Origin of the sequence: Robertmurraya mesotrionivorans (genome assembly GCF_050971805.1) — a bacterium.
In the GTDB taxonomy this organism is placed as follows: domain Bacteria; phylum Bacillota; class Bacilli; order Bacillales; family Cytobacillaceae; genus Robertmurraya_A.
Genome location: NZ_JBPCCH010000004.1, coordinates 31,133 through 55,446 on the forward strand (window position 1 = coordinate 31,133; position 24,314 = coordinate 55,446).

At 41.4% G+C, this 24,314-nt stretch carries 26 protein-coding genes; all 26 read left to right on the forward strand.

What is annotated here, in order from left to right:
• Positions 1–17 precede the first annotated feature (17 nt).
• The 26 genes from ACRX5O_RS08605 (at position 18) to eutJ (ending at position 24,314) form a co-directional block, all read left to right on the forward strand.
• Positions 18–896, forward strand: a complete 879-nt coding sequence (locus ACRX5O_RS08605) for a sirohydrochlorin chelatase (RefSeq protein ID WP_433905558.1) — start codon at positions 18–20, stop codon at positions 894–896.
• Positions 893–1,708 (forward strand): precorrin-6A reductase, encoded by an 816-nt coding sequence (gene cobK / locus ACRX5O_RS08610; protein ID WP_433905559.1) that lies wholly within the window; start codon positions 893–895, stop codon positions 1,706–1,708. The genes ACRX5O_RS08605 and cobK overlap by 4 nt, the downstream gene beginning before the upstream one ends.
• Positions 1,656–2,306 carry a precorrin-8X methylmutase gene (locus ACRX5O_RS08615; RefSeq protein WP_433905560.1) on the forward strand — a complete coding sequence of 217 codons (651 nt, stop codon included), beginning with the start codon at positions 1,656–1,658 and terminating at the stop codon, positions 2,304–2,306. The genes cobK and ACRX5O_RS08615 overlap by 53 nt, the downstream gene beginning before the upstream one ends.
• A 3-nt stretch (positions 2,307–2,309) precedes the next feature.
• Positions 2,310–3,404 (forward strand): cobalt-precorrin-5B (C(1))-methyltransferase, encoded by a 1,095-nt coding sequence (locus ACRX5O_RS08620; RefSeq protein WP_433905561.1) that lies wholly within the window; start codon positions 2,310–2,312, stop codon positions 3,402–3,404.
• Positions 3,397–4,611, forward strand: a complete 1,215-nt coding sequence (gene cbiE / locus ACRX5O_RS08625) for a precorrin-6y C5,15-methyltransferase (decarboxylating) subunit CbiE (protein WP_433905562.1) — start codon at positions 3,397–3,399, stop codon at positions 4,609–4,611. The genes ACRX5O_RS08620 and cbiE overlap by 8 nt, the downstream gene beginning before the upstream one ends.
• On the forward strand, positions 4,608–5,309 hold the full coding sequence (gene cobI, locus ACRX5O_RS08630; protein ID WP_433905563.1) for a precorrin-2 C(20)-methyltransferase: 702 nt from the start codon (positions 4,608–4,610) through the stop codon (positions 5,307–5,309). Before cbiE ends, cobI begins: the two co-directional genes overlap by 4 nt.
• Positions 5,306–6,079: a precorrin-4 C(11)-methyltransferase gene (gene cobM, locus ACRX5O_RS08635; RefSeq protein WP_433905564.1), complete on the forward strand. Its 774-nt coding sequence runs from the start codon at positions 5,306–5,308 to the stop codon at positions 6,077–6,079. Before cobI ends, cobM begins: the two co-directional genes overlap by 4 nt.
• Positions 6,076–7,182 carry a cobalt-precorrin 5A hydrolase gene (locus ACRX5O_RS08640; RefSeq protein WP_433905565.1) on the forward strand — a complete coding sequence of 369 codons (1,107 nt, stop codon included), beginning with the start codon at positions 6,076–6,078 and terminating at the stop codon, positions 7,180–7,182. Before cobM ends, ACRX5O_RS08640 begins: the two co-directional genes overlap by 4 nt.
• A gap of 5 nt (positions 7,183–7,187) precedes the next feature.
• Entirely contained in the window at positions 7,188–8,561 is a 1,374-nt protein-coding gene (locus ACRX5O_RS08645) for a cobyrinic acid a,c-diamide synthase CobB (protein WP_433905566.1), read from the forward strand.
• Positions 8,554–10,098 (forward strand): cobyric acid synthase, encoded by a 1,545-nt coding sequence (locus tag ACRX5O_RS08650; RefSeq protein WP_433905567.1) that lies wholly within the window; start codon positions 8,554–8,556, stop codon positions 10,096–10,098. The genes ACRX5O_RS08645 and ACRX5O_RS08650 overlap by 8 nt, the downstream gene beginning before the upstream one ends.
• Complete coding sequence (cobA, locus tag ACRX5O_RS08655; RefSeq protein WP_433905568.1) at positions 10,095–10,877, forward strand: uroporphyrinogen-III C-methyltransferase; 783 nt, start codon at positions 10,095–10,097, stop codon at positions 10,875–10,877. Before ACRX5O_RS08650 ends, cobA begins: the two co-directional genes overlap by 4 nt.
• 15 nt (positions 10,878–10,892) lie before the next feature.
• Positions 10,893–11,774: a 3-hydroxyacyl-CoA dehydrogenase family protein gene (locus tag ACRX5O_RS08660; RefSeq protein WP_433905569.1), complete on the forward strand. Its 882-nt coding sequence runs from the start codon at positions 10,893–10,895 to the stop codon at positions 11,772–11,774.
• Positions 11,771–12,994, forward strand: a complete 1,224-nt coding sequence (locus ACRX5O_RS08665) for an acetate/propionate family kinase (protein ID WP_433905570.1) — start codon at positions 11,771–11,773, stop codon at positions 12,992–12,994. The genes ACRX5O_RS08660 and ACRX5O_RS08665 overlap by 4 nt, the downstream gene beginning before the upstream one ends.
• A 137-nt stretch (positions 12,995–13,131) precedes the next feature.
• Complete coding sequence (locus ACRX5O_RS08670) at positions 13,132–14,358, forward strand: sensor histidine kinase (protein ID WP_433905571.1); 1,227 nt, start codon at positions 13,132–13,134, stop codon at positions 14,356–14,358.
• Positions 14,351–15,400, forward strand: a complete 1,050-nt coding sequence (locus ACRX5O_RS08675; protein WP_433905572.1) for a helix-turn-helix transcriptional regulator — start codon at positions 14,351–14,353, stop codon at positions 15,398–15,400. Before ACRX5O_RS08670 ends, ACRX5O_RS08675 begins: the two co-directional genes overlap by 8 nt.
• A 285-nt stretch (positions 15,401–15,685) precedes the next feature.
• Positions 15,686–15,967 (forward strand): propanediol utilization microcompartment protein PduA, encoded by a 282-nt coding sequence (gene pduA / locus ACRX5O_RS08680; RefSeq protein WP_488592169.1) that lies wholly within the window; start codon positions 15,686–15,688, stop codon positions 15,965–15,967.
• Between the two features lie 20 nt (positions 15,968–15,987).
• Positions 15,988–16,764 (forward strand): propanediol utilization microcompartment protein PduB, encoded by a 777-nt coding sequence (gene pduB / locus ACRX5O_RS08685; RefSeq protein WP_433905573.1) that lies wholly within the window; start codon positions 15,988–15,990, stop codon positions 16,762–16,764.
• Between the two features lie 25 nt (positions 16,765–16,789).
• Positions 16,790–18,454, forward strand: a complete 1,665-nt coding sequence (locus tag ACRX5O_RS08690; protein WP_433905574.1) for a propanediol/glycerol family dehydratase large subunit — start codon at positions 16,790–16,792, stop codon at positions 18,452–18,454.
• A 21-nt stretch (positions 18,455–18,475) separates the two neighbouring features.
• On the forward strand, positions 18,476–19,141 hold the full coding sequence (locus ACRX5O_RS08695) for a propanediol/glycerol family dehydratase medium subunit (RefSeq protein ID WP_430775006.1): 666 nt from the start codon (positions 18,476–18,478) through the stop codon (positions 19,139–19,141).
• 15 nt (positions 19,142–19,156) lie between these two features.
• On the forward strand, positions 19,157–19,675 hold the full coding sequence (locus tag ACRX5O_RS08700; protein WP_433905575.1) for a diol dehydratase small subunit: 519 nt from the start codon (positions 19,157–19,159) through the stop codon (positions 19,673–19,675).
• 34 nt (positions 19,676–19,709) lie between these two features.
• Entirely contained in the window at positions 19,710–21,530 is a 1,821-nt protein-coding gene (locus ACRX5O_RS08705; RefSeq protein WP_433905576.1) for a diol dehydratase reactivase subunit alpha, read from the forward strand.
• Positions 21,531–21,535: 5 nt separating this feature from the next.
• On the forward strand, positions 21,536–21,994 hold the full coding sequence (locus ACRX5O_RS08710) for a glycerol dehydratase reactivase beta/small subunit family protein (protein ID WP_433905577.1): 459 nt from the start codon (positions 21,536–21,538) through the stop codon (positions 21,992–21,994).
• A gap of 15 nt (positions 21,995–22,009) precedes the next feature.
• A complete protein-coding gene (locus tag ACRX5O_RS08715; protein WP_433905578.1) occupies positions 22,010–22,540 on the forward strand; it encodes a BMC domain-containing protein in 531 nt (176 codons plus the stop codon).
• A 1-nt stretch (position 22,541) separates the two neighbouring features.
• Entirely contained in the window at positions 22,542–22,829 is a 288-nt protein-coding gene (locus tag ACRX5O_RS08720; protein WP_433905579.1) for a BMC domain-containing protein, read from the forward strand.
• A gap of 19 nt (positions 22,830–22,848) precedes the next feature.
• Positions 22,849–23,481, forward strand: a complete 633-nt coding sequence (locus tag ACRX5O_RS08725; protein WP_433905580.1) for a phosphate propanoyltransferase — start codon at positions 22,849–22,851, stop codon at positions 23,479–23,481.
• Between the two features lie 5 nt (positions 23,482–23,486).
• A complete protein-coding gene (gene eutJ / locus ACRX5O_RS08730; RefSeq protein WP_433905581.1) occupies positions 23,487–24,314 on the forward strand; it encodes an ethanolamine utilization protein EutJ in 828 nt (275 codons plus the stop codon).

Here is a 24,314-nt window from a genome sequence, read left to right on the forward strand (position 1 = left end):
ATAAAGGAGGAAATCATATGAAGGCGGTTCTATTCGTTGGGCATGGTAGCAGAGAGAAAGAAGGCAATGAACAAGTCGTACAGATGGTAAGAAACATTAAAAATCAAATGAGTGCGGAATGGATTGTTGAAACATGCTTTTTAGAGCTTACTGACCCTAATATGGATACCGGTATCTCACGATGCTTGGCTCAGGGGGCAACGAGTATAGCCATAATTCCTATGATGATATTTGCTGCTTCCCATTCTAAGCTTCATATACCATTTGCCATTGATGAAGCGAGAAAGAAATATCCTTCTGTTACGTTTACTTATGGAAGGCCAATTGGTGTACATAAGAGCATGGTAGAGATTTGTGAACAGAGGATAGAGGAAGGAATGGATGTTACGTCTGTGGCAAAAGATGATATTGGAGTTGTCCTTCTTGGTCGAGGATGTAGTGATGGTGGTGCAAATAGTGATTTATATAAGCTAGCCCGATTGCTACGTGAAAAGCTTTCTATTAAAAAAATGGAACCGGCCTTTATTGCTGTAACAGAACCCTCATTAGAGGAAAGTGTAACTACACTCCTCATACTAGGCGCCAAAAAGGTCATCGTTCTACCTTACCTATTGTTTACAGGTGTGCTCATGAAACGACTTGAAGAGCAGATGGTTAAACTACAAACACAGCTACCACAAATACAACTAACACTCGCTTCTAATTTAGGGTTTCATCCGAAGCTTGAAAAGGTGTTTATGGAACGAATGGATGAAGCAATAAGTGACTCTGTCATGATGAATTGTGATACGTGTCGCTTCCGAATGGAGGCAGCGGAGCATATGGCACATCACCATGACCATGACCATCACCATCATCACAAGGGCCATCATCTTGAAGAGAAAGTAAGTCAATGATTTTCCTGCTGGCTGGTACAAGTGATGCTAGGGAGCTTGCAAAAATGATCCATGAAAAGGGATTTCCACTTGTAGTGAGTGTGGTCACGAAAAACGCAGCCATATTACTTGAAAAAGAAGGGATTCCTGTCCTGGTTAATAGACTATCAGCCATTGAAATGGAAAAATGCTTGACCGATTTTTCTGTGCAATTGGTAATTGATGGTAGTCATCCTTTTGCAGAGGAAGCATCCAGAAATATGATTCAAGCAGCATCTTCCAAACATATTCCTTACATTCGATACGAGCGAAAATCGCTAGTTTTAAAAGGGAAGCAAGTGACTTATGTGGAGAGCTATGAAGAGGCTGCTGACCGAGCTTCTAAGTATGAAGGAAATATCCTGCTGACGACTGGCGCCAAAACATTGGCAATCTTTTCAGAAAAACTAGGAAATCGCAAGGGAGGAAGAACTCTTTTCCGACTCCTTCCTCTAAAGGAGAACTTAGAAAAATGTGAAAGTCTTGGTATCCCCTCAAGAGATATCATTGCGATTCAAGGTCCTTTTTCGAAGGAGCTGAATAAAGCACTACTTACAAATTATCAAATCAAATTACTCGTAACAAAAGAAAGTGGAGATGAAGGATCTTTCCGTGAAAAAGTGGAAGCAGCAGAGGACTTAGGAATAGAATCGATCGTCATTAAAAGGCCATGTATTGATTATGGAACAACCTATCATTCTATTGAAAGTGTTATTCAATTCATAAAAGGGGATAGAGAATATGAATTTTCTCACCGAGTTTCAACCAGTAACGATTCAGCCACAGGAAATTGAAAAAAAGAGCTTTGAGACAATTGATGAAGAAATAGGTGTGCACTCTTTTTCTGAAGAAGAATACAAAATTGTTCAGCGAATCATCCACGCATCAGCTGACTTTGAACTAGGAAAAAGCATGCTTTTTCATCCGAAAGCGATTGAAGCGGGAATTTCTGCGATAAAAGCTGGAAAGAAAATTGTTTGTGATGTTCAAATGGTTCAGGTTGGAATAAGTAAGCCCCGAATTGAAGCATATGGCTGTGAAACAAAGGTGTATATTAAAGATCCTGAAGTTGTGGAAGAAGCAAGAAAAATACAGGCAACTCGTAGCATCCTTGCGATGAGAAAAGCAGTTAAAGAGGCGGAAGGAGGTATTTTTGCAATTGGCAATGCCCCAACTGCATTACTTGAGCTTATTCGTCTTGTAAAAGAGGGGGAAGCAAAACCTGGTCTCATCATTGGGGTACCAGTAGGATTTATCTCCGCAGAAGAATCGAAGGAAGAATTAGCAAAGATTGATGTTCCGTTTATTACCAATGTAGGACGAAAGGGCGGAAGCACGATTGCGGTGGCAGCCATTAATGCGATAGCCATTTTAGCTCAAAAAGGATTGTAGGAAATGGAAGCAACAAAGAAGAAAAACCTACGTTCAGGATATACAACAGGGGCTTGTGCGACAGCAGCAGTACAGGCAGCTATGATCACATTGCTTACAGGAGAAAGAGTCGAAGAAACAACGATTTATATCCCTGCTGGGGAGTTTGTTCCCTTTGCCATTCAGTATGTTGATGTCTCAAAAAATCAAGTAACAACAGAAACAATCAAAGATGGTGGCGACGATCCGGATGCGACACATGGTGCGTTCATACAAGCAACTGTTCACTTTACTGATTCATGTTCCATCTCGATTGACGGTGGAAGGGGAGTGGGACGCGTCACCAAGTCAGGCCTGCCAATCCCTGTTGGGGAGGCTGCCATCAATCCTGTCCCTAGACAAATGATTCGTGAAGTAGCTCAACATTTATTAGAAACGTACAAAGTTACGAAAGGTGTTCATATCGTTATTTCTGTTCCGGATGGAGAAGAAATTGCCAAACGGACGCTTAATGGAAGACTGGGCATTATTGGTGGCATCTCGATTCTTGGAACAAGGGGAATCGTGGTCCCTTTTTCAAACGAGGCTTACACGGCAAGCATCACATTAGCTCTGCAAGTGGCACGCACAGGAGGATGCGAAACAGTTGCCATTACCACTGGTGGCAGGAGCGAGAAGTACGCGATGAAGCAGTATGATCATTTGCCCGAAGTTGCATTTGTAGAAATGGGAGATTTTGTTGGATATACGCTGCATGAGTGCAAAAAGCTTGGTGTAAAACATGTGAAGCTAGTTGGAATGATGGGGAAATTGTCAAAAGTGGCACAAGGGAAAATGATGGTTCATGCCCACACAGAAAGCATAGATTTTTCCTTTTTGGCTCAAATTGCGAAGGAGTCTGGAGCATCTGAAACACTCACGAAAGCTATTTCTCATGCCAACACTGCTTCACAGGTTGGAGAATGGATGGAAAGAGAAGTGGGACAGCGTTTTTTTGACTTACTTTGCTTTTACTGCTGTAAAAAGTGTATGGAAGAGATAGATGGCGGACTTCATATTGAGACAAGTGTATACACATTAAATGGACAGTTGTTAGGAAGGGCGAGTATCGATGACTAACAAAATAAAGCTAATAGGTATTGCTGCGGAAGGAAGGGCAAGTATTCTCCCAATCTACGAAGCTTGGATCAATGAAAGTGAAGTCCTTGTAGGGGGGAAGCGACAATTAGGTTATTTTCCTGACTATAACGGGGAGAAAATTGAAATTAAGGGACGTCTCAATGATCTTATAGAGAGTCTAAAAAATGAGAAACGACCGACCGTCATTTTAGCTTCGGGCGACCCTTATTTTTATGGAATTGGTACAAGGTTAGCAGGTGAGCTTCCGCTTGAAGTATATCCCAATGTAAGCTCCATCCAGCTTGCGTTTGCAAAAATGAATACTGCTTGGCACGATGCGTATTTTACAAGCGTTCATGGAAGGAGCATGGTTGGTCTTGCACAGAGAATTAATGGGAAAAAGAAGATTGTGATATTAACCGATCACAATCATTCTCCTAGCCGAATTGCAAGTTATCTATTGTCTTTCGGGATGTCTGAGTATCAAGCATTTGTGGCAGAAGATATTGGTGGGGAGCATGAGCATTTTCAATGGTATTCTCTCAATGAGTTGGCTATAACAGAATGTCACTCGTTAAATGTCCTTTTCTTAATTCAAACAGCTCCTAGCCCTTATTGGACGGTAGGAATCGAAGACGAAGAATTTTCGCAGCGGAAGCCTGAGGCTGGGCTGATTACAAAAAAAGAAATACGTGTGCTCAGTCTTAGTGCGATGAAAATAACCGAAAAAAGCATTGTTTGGGATATTGGCACTTGCACAGGTGCAATGGCGATTGAAGCAGCAAAGATTGCTAGAGAGGGAGCGATCTTTGCCATTGAAAAAAATGCAGCTGACCTAGAAAACTGCTATAAAAATCTAGCAAAGTTCCGTACTGATATCACGGTTCTTAAGGCCCGGGCACCAGAAGGACTTGATCAGTTTCCTGATCCTGATGCCGTTTTCATAGGTGGAACATCAGGGAATATGGAAGAAATTCTAACAGTTTGCTGTACGAGACTAAAGGAAGATGGAAGAATCGTTGTAAATGCAGCAACAATTGAATCGTTATCCGATGCAGTTGCCATCTTTCGTTCAAAGGGCTTTGAAACCACCATTACACTGGCACAAATTTCTAGAAGTAAGCCAGTTTTGCATTTAACTAGATTTGACCCGCTAAATCCCATTTATATTATTACTGGGTCAAGAATGAAAGGTGAGGTAACATGATCGGAACACTATACGGAATGGGTGTTGGACCTGGAGATCCAGAGCTAATTACAGTAAAGGCACTACGTTTAATGGAAACATGCCCCGTTATTTCTTACCCGAAAAAAGGCAAAGGTGACAACAGCTATGCTTATCAAATAATAGAAGGCTATGTAAATGTTGAGGAAAAGGAAATGCTAGGCTTTATTTTTTCTATGACGAGTGACCCAGACGTGTTACGTAACGACTGGATGATGGCGGTGCAAGGGTTATATGAAAAGCTAGCTGAAGGGAAAGACTGTATATTCGTTACTGAAGGAGATCCCTTTTTGTATAGCACATTTATCTATTTAATGAGGCTGATGGAAGAGCATCACCCAGAGGTTCCGATCACAGTCGTTCCAGGTATTTCTTCTATTAACGGTGCGGCAGCAACACTCGGAGTACCACTAGCAGATGGAAATGATCGTATTGGGATTATTCCAGCCCAGGATGACTATGAACTTATGCGAAAAGCGGTTGAGGAGCATGAATGTGTGATTTTCCTTAAGGCAGCAAAAGTGATGAATTTATTAATACATGTATTAAGAGACCTCAATTTACTCGATAAAGCCTCCGTCGTAACAAAGGTGACGTCAAATGAGGAAATTGTTTGGAATGTAGAAAAGCTAGAAAACGAAAAAATCGGCTATTTAACGTTAATGGTGGTGAGGAAATGAAGCTATATATAGTAGGAGCAGGACCAGGTGCCCCAGACTTAATTACAGTTAGAGGCTTAAAACTGCTAAAGGAAGCAGATGTTGTTTTATACGCAGATTCTCTTGTTAATGAAGAACTTATTAGAGAATCCAAACAAGGAGTGACCATTGTTAAAACGTCTTCGATGCACTTAGAAGAAATGGTTGATTACATGGTTACAAGTCTTAAAGAAGGGAAAAAGGTCGTTCGTGTTCATACAGGAGATCCAGCCATGTATGGAGCAATTGGAGAGCAGATGGCGTTATTGAAGGAAGCTGGTGTGACGATTGAAATTGTTCCTGGTGTAAGCTCGGTGTTTGCTTCGGCAGCTATGGTTAATGCTGAGTTAACGGTTCCGGACCTAACCCAAACCGTCATTTTGACAAGAGCAGAAGGACGAACACAAGTACCAGAGCTTGAAAGTTTACGTGAGCTTGCTAAGCACCAATCAACGATTGCTTTATTTTTAAGCGCCGCGTTAACGAAAAAGGTAGTGAATGAGCTGACGGAAGCTGGATGGAGTAAGGATACACCAATGGTTGTTGTATATAAAGCTACTTGGCCTGATCAGAAAATCATTCGAACGAAACTGGAAAATTTAGAAAGAGATTTAAAGGAAAATGGAATCCAAAAACATGCACTAATTTTAGCAGGATGGGCATTAGAAGAGGATATTTACGCAAAACGCTACCAATCAAAGCTATACGATAAACAGTTTTCTCACGAGTATCGCGTCGGAGAAAAGATATGATTCCGCAGGCTCCTAAAAATCCACTTGCTGTTGTTGCCATTACGAAAAATGGACGAAATCTTGCCCATGCCCTTCAAATGAAACTGAAGGAAGTGGACGTTTATATTTCTAGTAAATTGGCAAAAGGGGATGAACAGGAGCATGGAATGATTTTATATGCCCAATCTACACGGGAGCTGCTTCAACAAATATTTAAAAGGTATCGAGGAGTGATTCTTCTTTTCTCGCTTGGAGCGGGCGTTAGAATGCTCGCCTCACTTTTAGAAGATAAAAAGAAGGATCCGTGTGTGGTAGTTGTTGATAATGGCGGGAGGTTTGCAATCAGTGTTCTTTCTGGTCATTTGGGTGGTGGAAATGAGTTAACAATTAAGGTGGCCAATGCGATTGGTGCGATTCCTGTGATCACGACCGCCTCTGATGTTCAAGAAACCCTCGCTGTTGATTTACTAGGGCGAGAGTTTGGATGGGAGTTGGAAGACTCCCAGCATATGACTGCAGTCAGTGCGGCTGTTGTAAATGAAGATCCGGTTGCAATTGTACAGGAATCTGGAGAGAGAAATTGGTGGAAGTATGATAGTGATCTTCCTTGCAACCTCACTTGTTTTTCTTTCTTAGAGGGAGCGACAAAGGGAGAGGCATCTACAGCGATCATAATTTCACATCGAATCCTGCCTGAAATATCCTACTTCAAGAAGGTCGTTGTGTATCGTCCAAAGGTTATTGTACTAGGTATAGGGTGTAACCGTGGAACATCTGCTGACGAAATTGAGCAGGTTATTGATGAAACGCTCGAACAACTCTTACTTTCTAAAAAGAGTGTGAAAGCCATTGCTTCTATCGATTTAAAAAAGGATGAAGAAGGTCTCATTAAGGTTACGAATAAAAATCGATGGATATTCCATACGTATTCAGCTAAAGAACTTAATCAGGTTCCTGTATCCAAACGATCAGAAACCGTGTATCAATACACAGGTGCTTACGGGGTAAGCGAGCCTGCTGCAAAGCGATATAGCATGAATGACGAATGTTTGTTAACAAAGAAAAAATCAGGAAATGTAACGATATCAGTAGCATTGATAGAGCATCGCCTCGGAAAGGAGTAACAAGAATGCTGAACCGTAGAATGGTAATCGCAGGGACAGGGAGCGGCGTTGGCAAAACAACGATCACCATTGGGTTAATAGCGGCGCTTCAACATAAAGGGTACGTTGTTCAAGGGTTCAAGTGTGGACCAGATTATATTGATCCATCCTACCATACAGCCGTTACGGGGAGGAAATCGCGCAATTTAGATAGCTGGATGCTATCAGAAAAGGTGGTTAAGGAAGTTCTTTTGCGAGGCTCTGAAGGTGCTGATATTAGCATCATTGAGGGAGTGATGGGCTTTTTTGACGGAAGGGATTCCCTTTCCAATGAAGGTAGCACTGCACATATTAGTGAGTTGACTAAGTCACCCGTACTGTTAATTGTTAATTGCTCAAGTATGGCAAGAAGTGCGGCAGCGATCGTAAAAGGTTTCCAGTCCTTCCCGCATCGGGCAAACATTGTTGGTGTAATAGCAAATCGGGTCGGAAGCAAGGGCCATTATATGTTAGTGAAACAAGCAATTGAACAAGAATGTGGCATTCCTGTCGTTGGATACCTAGAGAAGAACGAGGAGTTGTCCATACCTGAGCGTCACTTAGGGTTAGTTCCCTCTGTTGAACGTGGGGAGTTACATGACTTTTTTGCAAAATTAGGAGAGCTTGTAAGTGAAACGGTCGATATTAATCAAATATACGAGCTGGCAAAGACTGAGGAAATCCCTCTTCCGAAAGAAAGTCTTTTTACAATGAAAAAAGATCTTCAGCCTGTCCGAATTGCGGTAGCAAAGGATGAAGCGTTTAATTTTTACTATCCTGAAAATCTTGAGCTCCTAGAAGCCCATGGAGCCGAACTCGTCTATTTCTCTCCAGTGAATGGCGAGATTCTACCTAGAGATGTCAGTGGATTGTATATTGGCGGAGGATTTCCTGAGGAGTTTGCCGGTGAACTGGCAGGTAATATCAATATGAAACAGTCGATTTACGATGCTATCACAGGAGGACTTCCAACGATTGCTGAATGCGGAGGGTTTATGTTTTTGACAGAGCAGCTAATCACTTCCAACGGTCAACCTTTTCCAATGGTGGGTGTGATTCCAGGAAAAGTAACGATGCAGAAGAAATTAGTGGCTTTAGGGTATCGGGAGGTTAAGGGGATGCCTTCCAATCCGTATGTAAAAGAAGGGAATATGGCAAAGGGACATGAATTTCACTATTCCACATATGAAGGACCAGAAGACCTTCCTTATGCGTATAAAGCAAAAGGGTTAAGAGGAGAAACTCTTGAAGGATACACGAAGGGCGAGCTAATGGCGGGATACACACATCTCCATTTTGGAAGCAGCCCACAAGTAGTAGAAAATTTTATTTCACGGTGTAGGGGGTACATCTATGCGTAGAGCACAATCCATTATGATTCAGGGAACACATTCAGATGCAGGAAAAAGCGTGATATCAACAGCTCTTTGCCGAATTTTTTCAGATATGGGCTATAAAACAGCACCATTTAAATCTCAAAATATGGCGTTAAATTCTTATATTACGTTGGATGGTAAGGAGATTGGGAGAGCACAAGGAGTTCAGGCCGAAGCCGCACGAACAATAGCGACAACGGATATGAATCCGATTTTAATCAAACCTTCGAGGGACTACGAGGCACAAATCGTTGTTCATGGGAAGCCGTATAAAAATATGCAAGCTGGAGCTTATCGGCAAGATTTTTTTCAACAAGGGCTAACCTTAATTAAAGAGGCGTACGAGCGACTCGATCAACAGTTTGAGCGAATTGTGATTGAGGGAGCGGGAAGTCCAGCCGAAATAAATCTAAATGATCGTGAATTGGTAAATATGAGAGTCGCGAACATGACGGAATCACCTGTCATCCTTGTAGGTGATATTGAGCGTGGTGGAGTGTTTGCGAGCTTAGTAGGAACGCTTCAGTTAATCGAAGAGAGTGATCGAGACCGAGTGATAGGGGTAATTATCAATAAGTTCCGGGGAGATGTAAGCTTACTCGAACCAGGTCTTGATTGGTTTACCGAGTATACTGGGGTGCCTGTTCTAGGAGTCGTTCCTTATACGAACGTGAAGGTGGATGCAGAGGACTCGGTTGCCTTAAAGCTATACAGCACAGAAAGAAATTCAGAGAAAGAAATAGATATCGCAGTGATTCAATTTCCTAAAATATCAAATTTCACAGATATTGACCCATTCTTATCGGAAGAAGACTGCCATGTACGCTTTGTCAGCAGCAAGGAACAGCTTCAAGATCCTGACCTGCTTATTTTGCCTGGTAGTAAAAACACCATTGAGGATTTGATTTTTCTTAAGCAATCCGGATTGTATGAAGAAATTCAAAAGCTCACGAAAAATGGGAAAACGAGGGTGTTTGGAATATGTGGAGGCTACCAAATGCTAGGAGCAACCGTCGAGGATCCAGAAGGTATTGAATCCCAGGTTGCGATTGAAGACGGCTTAAAACTATTGCCAATCTATACAACCATCACATCTGAGAAAACGACCACCCTATCAGAAGGGACCATTCAAATAAATGAGCAAACTCATTATGTGGAAGGATATGAAATTCATATGGGAGTTACGACGTTTCTAAAGCCATGTACACCATTAATTACTCATGGTACCACCACGGATGGAGTCATTAGTGAAAATCAACAAATTATAGGAACGTACTTTCATGGAATTTTTGATAATGACTCGTATCGTGCAGAGATTATTAATCAGATTCGGAAAGCTAAGGGCTTAGAAGAAAAACATGACCGTGTTGCGTTTCGCTCCCAACGTGAGGAAGCGTATGACCAGCTAGCTAATCATGTAAAAGAACATATCAATCTTCCATTTATAGAAGAGAAGATGCGTGAGTATTACGAAAAGAAGATACGTGTAGAAATTGAAACAGCGATGGAGGGAACTCGATGAAAAAAGGAAAGGTATATCTTGTTGGAGCAGGTCCTGGAGACCCGAAATTACTAACTTTGTATGGGCTGGAGTGCATTCAAAAGGCAGATGTTATTTCCTATGATCGGTTAGTGAATAAAGAATTACTGAAGCATGCGAAAGACGACTGTGAACTGATTTATTGTGGGAAAAGACCAGGCAAGCACCATTTGATTCAAGATGAAATCAATCAACTTCTTGTGGATCAGGCGATGAAAGGAAAGATTGTAACAAGGTTGAAGGGGGGCGATCCGTTTGTATTTGGTCGAGGAGGGGAGGAAGCAGAGTTTTTAGCAAGACACGGGATTCCTTTTGAAGTGGTTCCTGGAGTAACAGCAGGAATCGCAGCTTCAGCTTATGCAGGTATTCCTGTCACACACCGAGATTATGCCACCTCTTTTGCGATGGTAACGGCACATGGACGTGTGGAAAAGGGAAGTGAATTTCTAAATTGGGAGGCTCTTGCTAAAGGGATTGATACGATTGCTTTTTATATGGGCGTAAACAACCTTTCAAATATTTGTAAGAACCTAATGACTCATGGGAAAAAGGCAACAACACCGGTAGCAGTCATTCATTGGGGGACGACCTCTGTTCAAAGAACCGTGACAGGAACGTTGGAAACAATTGAAGAGATTGTAAGTAAGCACCAAATATCTCACCCTTCTATCATTCTAGTGGGAGAGGTTGTTCAAATGAGAGAAAAAATCCGTTGGTTTGAAGAAAATCACGCTGAAGCGCTAGCTATGGCAATGGCGTAAAGGGAGACGAACACAATGATAAGAAAAGTTGGGCTCATTATTGATCGACTGACTGATTGTTGGATTGTGGAAGCACTAGCTGAAAGAGATTACGACATTATTCTATATGATCCTTCAATAGAAATACTCGAGCAGGAAAAGCGTCAGGTGGAAGTAGATCTCGATAAAAGAATCGCTAAGTGGGCTCTTACAGAGTCGGAAAAAAAGGTGATTTTATCTCATATTAAACTAGAAACTGATTTTCATAAGCTACAAGAAGCTGACTTTATCTTGGAATCTATTAAAAGTCAACCAGAACTAAAAAGAGAAATATTATTAAAACTCGATCAAATGGTCCCAAAAGAAATCATTATTGCAAGCAATAGCTCGATCCTGTCTTTATCTAATTTTTCCGAAGGGGCAAAATATCCTGAACGAATGATTGGTGTCCACTTCTTTTATAATGTTGTTGAAATTGTGCCTGGGAAAGATACGTCAACTGAAACGTTTGAAACGTTATGTCAACTCGTAAAAAGCCTAGATAAAAAGGATATTTACGTTCAAGAATCTCCTGGTTTTGTGACAACGCGATTACGCCTTCAATTAATGAACGAAGCCATCAATATATTATCAGAGGGCATTGCCTCTGCCGAAGATATTGATGAATCAATGAAGATTGGCCTTGGCATGAAGGAAGGTCCATTAGAAATGGTGGATGGATTTGGCCTCAAATATATCCTTCGCCTAATGGAACAGCTTTCACTCGAGCTAGGAGAACAAAAATTTACTCCTAGCCCGTTGCTTCAGACATATATTGACGCCGGGTGCTACGGGAAAAAGAATGGCAAAGGCTTTTTTGAATATGATGAAAATGGCCAGCGGATCAAGCAGGAAGCACGTCTGGAGGTAATCAAATGAAAATACTAGTCATTAATTGTGGAAGCTCTTCTTTAAAGTATCAGCTTTTTGATATGGAAAAGGAGAGTGTCCTTGCCAAAGGGGTTGTTGAAAGAATTGGAATGGATACAGCTATTTTTCAATATGAGCGGCCAGAGCATGATACGGTAAAAGAAGTGGCTTCCATATTGGAGCATAAAGATGCATTGCGTAAAGTGTTAAAGATGATTACCGATGAAAACAGGGGAGTGATTACTTCCGTTCAAGATATTGCTGCTGTTGGTCACCGAATTGCTCATGGAGGGGAAGAGTTTTCCGATTCAGTCGTAGTGACAAATGATGTAATTGAGGCAATTCGGAAAAATATCGAACTTGCCCCTCTGCATAACCCGGCAAATTTAAAAGGAATTTATGCATTTCAAGAGCTTGCTGAAGATATTCCAATGGTGTGTGTATTTGATACAGCCTTTCATCAAACGATGCCACCAGAGCACTTTATGTATGCGATCCCTCGGGCTCTTTACAACAAACATAAAATAAGAAGATATGGATTTCACGGCACTTCGCATAAATACGTAAGTCAACGGTATAGTGAAATTACAGGAAAGGATCTTCAATCTACGAAAATCATCTCGTGTCATATTGGAAATGGAGCAAGTATTTCAGCAATCGAATGTGGGAAATCCGTTGATACAAGTATGGGAATGACTCCACTTGAAGGATTAATCATGGGTACAAGAAGCGGCGATATCGACCCAGCTATTGTTCCGTTTGTGATGGTAAAGGAGGATCTCAATGTTCATGAAGTGAACTCGATGCTGAACAAGCATAGCGGGCTTGTTGGAGTGTCTGGAATTTCGGCAGATATGCGTGAAATTACGGAAGGAGTAAACTCAGGACATGAAGGGGCAACACTTGCTTATAACATGTACATTCACCGAATCAAAAAGTATATCGGCTCGTATTGTGCCGTAATGAACGGGGTGGATGCCATTGTTTTTACAGGTGGAGTCGGAGAAAACTCCCATATGGTTCGTATTGATGTTTGTGCCGGACTTACTTTCCTTGGACTTGAAATTGACGACCAATTAAATGAGACAAGAGAACCGAAAGAAAGGAGCATTCAAGAAGTCTCTTCTCTTGTGGATGTGTACATCATTCCGACAAATGAAGAGCTCATGATTGCGAGAGATACCCTTCGATTAGTCAAGGGGAATAAAGCGGTTACATCGTTGTTATAGAGGTAAATATAACAATATTGTGAATATTAGTAGGGCTAATACCTAAAGAGAAGAAGCCTGCTGTATAGTTAGAACAGGAAGAATTTTGCTTCTTTCAATTATTTTGAATTGGGTGTGGTCGGGTGGAAGCGTTCAGTTTGAAACAATTGAATGACTTGGATATGCTCCAAGAAATTCAAGATCGTTTTGCAGAAGCAACTGGATTGGCAGCGATTACAGTAGACTACAGTGGAAAGCCTATCACTAAATACAGCAAGTTTTCTTCTTTTTGTGCCTATCTTCGTGAGTTCCCAGAATATCGTGAAAAATGTTATCAATGCGATGCCTTTGGTGGATTAGAAGCGGCAAGGAGGAAGAAGCCATATATTTATCAATGTCATAGTGGATTAATTGATTTTGCTATCCCGATTATTGCTAATGAGCAATACTTAGGCTCTATTCTTGCTGGTCAAACAAGGCTAGATGAGATGAGCGTAAATGAGCTTGATTCGATTGGAAGAAAATCCGAATGGGAAAAGCATGAAAAAGCAAAGGAAGCTTTTGAAGATATTCCTTTGATTCCGTTTGAAAAAGTTTCAGCAGCAGCAGAAATGATGTTTCTTGTCGTAAATAATTTAGTTGAGCAAAATATTACCCGCCTTATTCAAAACGAACTGAACGAAAAAAATACGAAGCTTATACAAGAAATGCAGCTAAGAGAGCAATTAGAAATAGAGCTTCAACGGAAAGATATTCAATCGCAACAGCTACAGATGAACCCTTACTTTTTATTTGGTATTTTAAACACAGCATCGAATCTATCAATCTTAGAGGATGCACCGAAGACTGGTGAACTCATTTTTTCTTTGACGGAGTTTACTCGATATTTGTTGGATAATATTAATTCCCTTGTAACACTGGAAGAAGAATTAAATCATGTTGAAAATTATTTAGCCATGCAGGCCATTCGTTTTGAGGACCGAATCACATACGAAATCAACGTTCCCGATCAAATGAAGGCAAGCAAAATACCTGCTGTTATTATTCAATCGCTCGTTGATAATGCGGTTATCCACGGTTTGGAGCCGAAAGAGCGGGGAGGAAGAGTGACCATTTCTGGTTCTTCACAGGGAGATCAATGGATCATTGAAGTATCAGATAATGGAATTGGAATTCCAGAACATCTGTTAAATAATCTGCTAAGCTGGAAAGAAGGAACTCATTCAGAGAGACAAAGTAAAGGCATAGGTCTTAGCATGGTAAATCAAATACTTGTTACTCATTACGGACCAGAACATTCAATGGTGATAAAAAGCATACGAGAGGTTGGTACAACTGTAACAATTAAAGTTCCGAAACAAATGGGGAGATTGATGTATGCTTAAAGTGTTGATTGTCGATGATGAAAGGCTCGAACGTGAAGCGTTGCGGAAGGTACTACTAGATCATTCCAATCAGTTTGTCATTATGGGTGAAGCATCCTCAGCGAATGATGCCTTGTTACTTATTAGAAATATGAATCCTGATGTGATTATTTTGGATGAGAAAATGCCAGGTATGAGTAGCGAGAGGGCTACAGAGTTGATCATGAATGAATTCCGTGATCTGAGCATCGTACTTATGAGAGAATATCCTGATAATGAAACAAGCAAGCATGGAACCATGTCATTACGTAAACCAATTAGACCTGCCCACTTACTAGCAATGCTAGAAAAATTAGCTCAGGATAGAGAAAGTCCATATGATGTTACAGAGTTATTAGAAAAGCTTCTCCAGAGGATACGCGAGGAAGACTATAAAGAGTCAAAGGAATTGGTTGGTGCGTTTATGGATTCCAACCAAAAAGCAAACTGGAATAAAGACATCCAAACGTCTTTTATCACCTTCTTACACAATATGCGGGCTATTTATAAAGAAAAAAACATAGTCCTCCCCCCATTCTCCCAAAATAACTTAGATGTTACCTCTTTTGACAAAGCAGCAGCCTTCCTATACGAATGGATAGAGGATTTGTTTACAAAAATTATTAACCAGAATAAACCGGAAGACCGAAAACAAATACAATGTGCTCTAAACTACATAGAGAAAAACTATCACCGTGGAGTCACTCTCGAAGAAGTGGCAGAGCATGTTCATTTATCACCACATTATCTCAGTCGATTATTTAAAAAAGAATTAAATATCAATTTTGTCAATTATGTATCAGAGAGAAGAATCAATCTTGCGAAAGAAATGCTAGAGAAAACAGATATGCCCGTAATCAATATTGCATTAGAGCTCTCTTTTCACGAACCGAACTATTTTAGCAAAGTATTTAAAAAAAGCACAGGAATGACACCTTCTGAATACAGAAGACAAATAGAAGACAAAGGAAAGAATTTATTAAAAAGAAATTACTATATTCCGAACGGTAAATGGTATATCTAAAAAAGCATTCATCTGGTCAAGCCCAGGTGGATGTTTTTTTGTTCAAAACAAAGGGACAAAAAAGTATCCATAGGGTAAAAAATTGACATGCGAAGGACAGAAAATTACCTCATCTGGTCCTAACTTTATAACAACTATTTATCCTATGATGACAATTTCATACCGAGAGAAAGGCAGTTAATTTTATTACATTTAAGATAGCTTCAAATGAGAAGCGGAAGTAGGCGCAGTCATTAAACTCTTATTGGTTACGCTTACAAAAATTATCGAGGAGGCTTAATCATGATTAAAGAAGCTTTAGGAATGGTGGAAACAAAAGGCTTGATCGGGTCCATTGAAGCAGCAGATGCGATGCTAAAAGCAGCAAACGTAACATTAGTAGGTTATGAAAAGATCGGCTCTGGTCTTGTTACCGTCATGGTAAGAGGCGATGTAGGAGCAGTGAAGGCAGCAACGGATGCAGGAGCTGCAGCAGCTTCAAAGGTTGGCGAAGTGGTTTCTATTCACGTCATCCCAAGACCGCATGCTGAAGTAGAAGAGGTATTACCGAAACTTGTCCACGCATAAAAATCCGGAGGTGAAAATCAATGAATGAGACTCTTATTGAAAAAGTAATGGAAGAAGTTATGAAGAAAGTAGATCAGCCAAAGGCAGTTCAAACTCTTGAGAGAAAATACAGCGGTTTAACTGAATTCGTAGGTGTTGGTAGAGGAGACACAATCGGTTTAGTAATCGCAAACGTAGATTCCAGCGTTCATGAAGCGATGAATTTGGATAAAAAATACCGGTCGATTGGTATTCTTGGAGCTCGTGTGGGAGCAGGTCCACATATTATGGCAGCGGACGAAGCGGTTAAAGCAACAAATACAGAAGTACTAGCGATTGAACTTGCGCGCGATACAAAAGGCGGTGCAGGTCATGGAAGCTTAATTATTTTTGGAGCAGAAGATGTAGCGGATGCTAGACGTGCTGTGGAGGTAGCTCTTAAGGAGCTTGATCGTACATTCGGTGATGTATATGCCAATGAAGCAGGACATTTAGAGTTCCAATACACAGCTCGTGCAAGCTTAGCTTGTGAAAAGGCATTTGGAGCACCACTTGGGAAATCATTCGGTTTGATTGTTGGAGCACCTGCAGCCATTGGTGTGGTATTAGCAGATACAGCAGTAAAAGCTGCCAATGTGGAAGTATTAGGCTACAGCTCTCCAGCAAAAGGAACGAGCTTCTCAAACGAAGTGATCTTAACGGTAACAGGAGACTCTGGAGCTGTTCGCCAAGCGATTATTGCGGCTAGAGAAGTTGGGAAAGAATTGTTAGGAACCTTAGGAAGTGCACCTGTAACGGACACAGTGCCTTACATCTAATAAATAGAGAGAGGGAGGTAAACTTATGAAATCAAAACGTTTTCAGGCATTGGCTGAACGTCCAGTTAATAAAGACGGATTTGTTGCTGAATGGCCAAGTGTTGGTCTCATTGCAATGAGCAGTCCGAACGATCCGAAGCCAAGCATAAAAATTGTTGAGGGAAAAATTGTCGAACTTGATGGGAAAACTAGAGATGAATTTGATTTTATCGATACATTTATTGCAGATTACGGAATTAATTTGGACCAGGCTGAGGAAGTAATGAAAATTGACTCACTTGAACTTGCAAGAATGCTCGTTGATATTCATGTTTCAAGAGATGAAATTATTCCACTTACCACCTCGATGACTCCAGCAAAAATTGTTGAAGTAGTAAGTAATATGAACGTCGTTGAAATGATGATGGCGATGCAAAAGATGAGAGCAAGAAAAACACCATCAAATCAGTGTCACGTTACAAACGTAAAGGATCATCCAGTTCAGATTGCAGCAGATGCAGCTGAAGCGGCCATTCGTGGATTTGATGAGCAAGAAACAACGGTAGGGATTGTGCGTTACGCACCTTTTAATGCGCTTTCGTTATTAGTCGGTGCACAAGTCGGTCGTGGCGGAATCTTAACACAGTGTGCGGTTGAAGAAGCAGCAGAACTTCAACTCGGTATGAGAGGGTTAACCTGTTACGCGGAAACAGTTTCGGTGTACGGTACAGAACCAGTATTTGTAGATGGTGACGATACTCCTTACTCAAAGGCATTTCTCGCATCTGCTTACGCATCGCGTGGACTAAAAATGCGCTTTACATCTGGAACAGGTTCAGAGGTGCAAATGGGTTATGCCGAAGGAAAATCCATGTTGTATCTTGAAGCACGTTGTATCTTCATCACAAAGGGCGCAGGTTCACAAGGTCTCCAAAACGGTTCCATCAGCTGCATCGGTGTTCCGGGTGCAGTGCCTTCAGGTATCAGAGCCGTTCTTGCTGAAAACTTAATTACGACGATGTTAGATATGGAGGTCGCTTCAGGTAACGACCAAACCTTCTCACATTCGGATATTCGTAGAACAGCTCGTTTGCTTATGCAAATGCTTCCAGGTACAGACTTTATCTTCTCTGGATATAGTGCGACACCAAACTATGACAATATGTTCGCTGGTTCTAACTTTGACGCTGAGGATTTTGATGACTATAACATTCTTCAACGTGACTTAAAGGTAGATGGAGGCTTACGTCCAGTTCTAGAAGCAGATGTGATTGCGGTTAGAAACAAAGCAGCTCGTGCCCTTCAAGCAGTATTTGAAGAACTTGGATTACCAGAGATTACAGATGAAGAAGTGGAAGCGGCAACTTATGCTAACGGAAGCAAAGACATGCCAGATCGACATGTCGTGGAAGATTTACGTGCCGCAGAAGAAATGATGAAAAAGGGTATAACCGGAATCGATGTCGTAAAAGCATTAAGCAAACACGGCTTTGATGACGTAGCACAGAACGTATTAAACATGCTGAAGCAACGTATTTCTGGTGACTATCTTCATACATCAGCCATTATTGACAAGGATTTCAACATTATTAGTGCGGTAAATAATCGCAATGATTACATGGGTCCTGGAACAGGCTATCAATTAAGCGAAGCAAGATGGGAAGAAATTAAAAATATTCCTAATGCCATTCGTGCTGAGGATATCAACTAATAGAAAGGAGCGATGGAAAGCATGGAGATTAATGAAAAATTAATTCGTAGTGTAATAGAAGAAGTACTACAGGGTTATTTATCCAATGAACAAGCAGCAGCTGAAGCACCTAAGCAAGTCTCTGTAGCAGCAACGGCAAAAGGGTTAAAGCTTACAGAGCTAGGGAACGCAAAGGTTGGAACTCGAAAGGATGAAGTAGTCATTTCAGTTGCTCCTGCCTTTGGAAAGTATCAAACCAAAACGATTGAAAACATCCCTCACTCTGATGTTTTAAAAGAAATCATTGCAGGAATTGAGGAAGAAGGCTTAGTTGCTCGTGTTGTGAGAGTTCAAAGAAGCTCTGACGTAGCCTTTGTCGCTCATGAAGGGGCAAGACTAAGTGGTTCTGGCATTGGAATTGGTCTTCAATCAAAAGGAACAACGGTTATCCATCAAAAAGATTTACTAATTTTAAGTAATCTTGAACTGTTCCCACAGGCTCCATTACTAGATTTAGAAACATATAGAAAAATCGGTAAAAATGCTGCTAAGTACGCAAAGGGGGAGTCTCCTGATCCAGTTCCTACAAGAAATGATCAAATGGCTAGACCTAAGTACCAAGCAAAGGCAGCGCTCCTTCATATCAAAGAAACCGAGCATGTAGTGCCAAACTCAAAACCAATCGAATTAGAAGTCAATTTCATTTAACCGGAGGTGAAAGATATGAATCAAGCATTAATTGAACAGTTAGTTAAAGAGGTTATGGCTTCTATGGGAGGAGAGAAGCCTACAGCAGCATCCGTTATGACAGTAGTGAAGGCTGCTGAAAAACTTACCGCTACACACGATTATCCCATTGCTGAAAAACGCCCTGAGTTATTAAAATCAGCAACTGGAAAAGGGATCAATGAAATTACGCTACAAGGTGTCCTAGATGGCACGGTCAAGCCAGAGGACGTTCGTATCTCACCAGAAACGCTAGAATACCAAGCTCAAATTGCTGATTCAGTTGGTCGTAAGCCATTTGCTCGTAATTTACGGAGAGCAGCGGAACTAATTAAAGTACCTGATGAGAGAATGCTAGAAATCTATAACGCTCTTCGTCCATACCGTTCTACGAGGGAAGAGTTGTACGCTATCGCTGAAGAGCTTGAGGTTAAGTACAATGCGCCGATCAACGCTGGTCTTGTAAGAGAGGCAGCGGACGTGTACAAAGGTAGAAATCGGTTAAGACAGGAGTAATCATTCCTCAGTCGACACCAGGAGGTTTGAAAATATGAAACTAGTTGCAGGTGTGGATATAGGGAATGCCACGACAGAAACAGCTTTAGCTCAAGTCAGCTCTTCTAATGAAATAAAATTTATAGCAACGGGTATTGTCAGTACCACTGGAATTAAGGGAACAAGACAAAATATTCACGGTGTCTTGGATTCCCTTAAGCAGGCTTTACATAAGGTGGGGAAAACAGTAGAGGACTTGGACTTGATTCGTATTAATGAAGCGGCTCCAGTAATAGGCGACGTCGCAATGGAAACAATCACGGAAACGATTATTACTGAATCGACCATGATCGGACATAACCCAGCTACACCTGGGGGACTAGGAATTGGCATGGGTAAAACAGTGCCAGTTGAACAGCTCCAACAGGAAGATTTAAAGAGTAATATCATTGCATTAATTGGGAAGCATGTCGATTTCAACATTGCAGCGGAGCTCATAAACGAAGCGGTTTCCAAAGGAGTTCATGTGACTGGGGCTGTTGTTCAAAAGGATGATGGAGTCTTAATTAATAATCGTCTACACAAGAAAATTCCGATTGTTGATGAGGTCAGTCTATTAGAAAAGGTACCTGTCGGAATGAAAGCGGCCATTGAAGTAGCTCCTCCTGGAGGCGTAGTAGAGGTATTATCAAACCCCTACGGAATCGCTACCGTTTTTGAACTAAGTGCGGAAGAAACAAAAATGATTGTACCAATTGCTCGAGCAATTATCGGAAACCGATCAGCCGTTGTTATAAAAACGCCAGCAGGTGACGTACAGGCAAGAAGTATTCCAGCAGGTAAGATTCAAATCATTGGAACTCGAAAAAAAGGCTCTGTTGATGTGGATGAAGGGGCCAACCGGATTATGGAAGTACTCACATCCGTTGCACCAATTCAAGACATTAAGGGAGAACCAGGAACGAATGCAGGAGGAATGCTTGAACGTGTTAGACAGGTTATGGCTGAGCTGACTAAGCAAAATCCAAATGACATTATGATTCAGGACTTATTGGCAGTGGATACCTTTATTCCACAAATGGTGAAGGGTGGACTTGCTGAAGAATTTTCAATGGAGAATGCCGTGGGAATCGCAGCGATGGTGAAGGCAGATAAACTACAAATGCAAATGATTGCTGAAAAACTAAGGGAAGAGATCAATGTAGAAGTTGAGGTTGGTGGGGTAGAAGCAGATATGGCGATAAGAGGAGCCCTGTCAACACCCGGAACCAATATACCGATTGCCATTCTCGATATGGGTGCGGGTTCAACCGATGCATCCATCATGATTACCGAAGGGAAAACCACCTCGGTACATCTAGCTGGAGCAGGTAACATGGTCACTTTGCTTATTAATTCAGAGCTGGGTCTTGAGGATTTAGATTTGGCAGAAGATATAAAGAAATACCCGCTTGCAAAAGTGGAGAGTCTCTTCCATATCAGACATGAAAATGGAACGGTTGAGTTTTTTGAACATCCACTGGATCCACAGGTGTTCGCCAGGGTGGTTATCTTGAAGGAAGGAGATCTTATTCCGATTCCTGGTAATTATTCCGTGGAAAAAATCAAACTGATTCGGCGCTCGGCAAAAGAAAAGGTATTTGTGACAAATGCCATTCGTGCACTAAGTATGGTTTGTCCAACAGGAAATATTCGAGATATTGAGTTTGTTGTTTTAGTAGGAGGCTCTGCATTAGATTTCGAAGTGCCGCAGCTTGTGACCGACTCCTTATCACACTATGGTGTGGTGGCAGGAAGAGGAAATATAAGAGGAACGGAAGGCCCTCGAAATGCGGTGGCAACTGGATTGATTATGGCATTGAAGGAAGGGAGATGAGTTCATTGAAGTTTGATAACGAACACTCCCCAACGATCCATGTGTATTATTGCAGCATGGTACAAGAGCCTACCTTGGTGAACCATCTCTTACATGGAATGGAAGAGGAAGGGGTTCCATATGTTGTAAAGCTGCATGATGCTGAACCCGCTTTAGCGTTAGGATACAGAGCGGCTGGAAGCTCCAACCTTGGAGTAGGTATTGGGATTAGTGAAGATGGTCATGGAGTTGTTCACTATAATAAATTGCCCTACGATAAGCCGCTTTTTGAATTTGAACTACAGTCGAGTGAAGGATTGTTACGAACGCTAGGAGCAAATGCTGCTCGAATTGTGAAAAATATTCCGTTTAAGGAAGTATGCCATTCGGAGGAGCCATCTGATGAGGAAGTGCGTGTGCTTTCAAAAGAGGAGATTACATTTATTGTTCAAGCGGTCGTTCAGCGTCTAACTAATATGAAGTAAAGGGGGGAGAGCATTTTGGCAAGAAATGCGTTAGGCCTCATTGAAGTGGTGGGGATGACTGCAGCTATTGTTGCGGCTGATACAGCTGTTAAGTCAGCGAATGTGCGCTTATTAGGATATGAGAATTCAAAAGGCGGCGGAATGATCACCGTGAAATTTGAAGGAGATGTTGGTGCTGTAAAGGCAGCGCTTGAGGCTGCAAGTTCAGCAGCTTCTAGGGTCAATCGAATTGTAAGCAAGCACTTGATTCCTAGACCAAGCGATGAAATTGAGAAAATGACCAACCCAAAAAGCAAGGTTACAAAAGAAAAAGAAGTACAAGAAGAAGAGTCTCCTGTCGAACTAGTGATGGAGGAACAACCAGAAAAAAAGTCTGTTGACGAGGATGATCAGGAAAATATTATTACAAATGAAGATGATGATTCATTGATAGAAGCGAATGACCAAGAGATTTGTAATATTTGTAAGGACCCTAAGTGTACAAGAAGAAAAGGGGAAGCAAGGACGATGTGTATCCACTATCATGCAACAGTAGGAGGAAAATAGAATGAGAGATTCATTAGGAATGATTGAAACAAAAGGCATGGTTGGTGCGATTGAAGCGGCAGATGCGATGACGAAGGCAGCGAATGTGACATTGGTCGGTTATGAAAAAATTGGTTCCGGTCTTATTACTGTAATGGTTCGCGGTGATGTTGGAGCAGTGAAGGCAGCAACAGATGCAGGTGCTTCGGCAGCAGAACGGGTTGGAGAAGTGGTATCGGTTCATGTGATCGCAAGACCACATTCAGATATAGAGAGATTAATACCAAAGATAGAGAAAGTAGAAGTTTAAATTTTTAGGAGATGATGGAATGAGGGACTATGGGGTTATTGTCCAAGAGGTTGTAAAACGAATAAAAGAATTAGAAGAACAACCATATATACCTGTAGGTGTTTCAAACCGCCATCTGCACCTAAAAAAGGAAGATTTAGAAGCTTTATTTGGAACGGGGTTTGAGCTTACAAAAATGAAGGACCTTAAGCAACCTGGACAATTTGCTGCGAACGAAACCGTTACAATCGTCGGTCCAAAAGGAGCAATTGAAAACGTTCGGATATTGGGTCCAGTTAGAAACTTAACACAATTAGAAATCAGTTTAACTGATAGCTTTAAGTTAGGTGTAAAGGCACCAGTTAAAGAATCAGGAAAGATCACGGGTACCCCAGGTCTTACTCTTGTTGGACCAAAGGGGAAGTTAGAAATCAAAGAAGGAGTTATTGCAGCATTAAGACATGTTCATGTTTCTCCACCCTTTGCAGAGAGATTTCAATTGAAAGATAAAGAGATGGTTAGTGTTCAATTTGATGGAATCCGTCAAGTAACCTTTAACAATGTATTAATTAGGGTGTCCGATCGTTTTGTTGAAGAAATGCATTTGGATACCGATGAAGCCAATGCGGCGGGGATTGGTACCGGAGCCATTGGAAAAATCATGAAAGGTTAAAAACAATGACTGTGAATTTAGAGTATATAAACCAGTACATTCGGGATTTTGCCAGATTAATTGAAGAAAAGAAAGTGAACCAGTTTGAAGGCGAGCTAAAGGTTGGAGTTGATCTTGGAACAGCCAATATTGTTCTTTCCGTATTAGATGAGTCTAATCAACCGGTTGCAGGTGCTCTTTATCCAGCATCAGTGGTAAAGGATGGCCTTGTGGTGGATTATGTAGGGGCAGTCAAAATAGTGAAGGATCTAAAAAAACAAGTGGAGGATTTACTCGGTGTTCCATTATTGTATGCAGCCACCGCCGTGCCACCTGGAACGATAGGTGGTAATGCTAAAGCGATCGCCAATGTGATTGAGTCAGCCGGACTTGAAGTAGTCAATGTGGTTGATGAACCTACGGCAGCTGCCACCTTTTTAGGCGTAAAAGATGGTGTCGTGGTAGATGTTGGGGGCGGAACAACTGGTATCAGTATCCTGAAAAATGGGGAGGTCATTTATACGGCTGATGAACCTACTGGTGGGACACATATGAGCTTAGTTGTTGCCGGAAATTATAAGATTTCTTTTGAAGAAGCGGAAAAGCTTAAAAAGGACAATCGAAGACAAGACGAAATCTTCACCGTCGTCAAACCAGTTATTGAAAAGATGGCAGCAATCGTTAACCGTCATCTGCGATACTCTGCAACGGACAAAATTTACGTTGTAGGTGGTGCTTGTCTTTTTGAAGACTTTGAGAGTGTTTTTTTGAAAGAAATTGGAATTGATACGATTAAGCCGGAGAATCCTCTCTTTATCACACCGATTGGAATCGCTATGAATTGTGTGAAATGA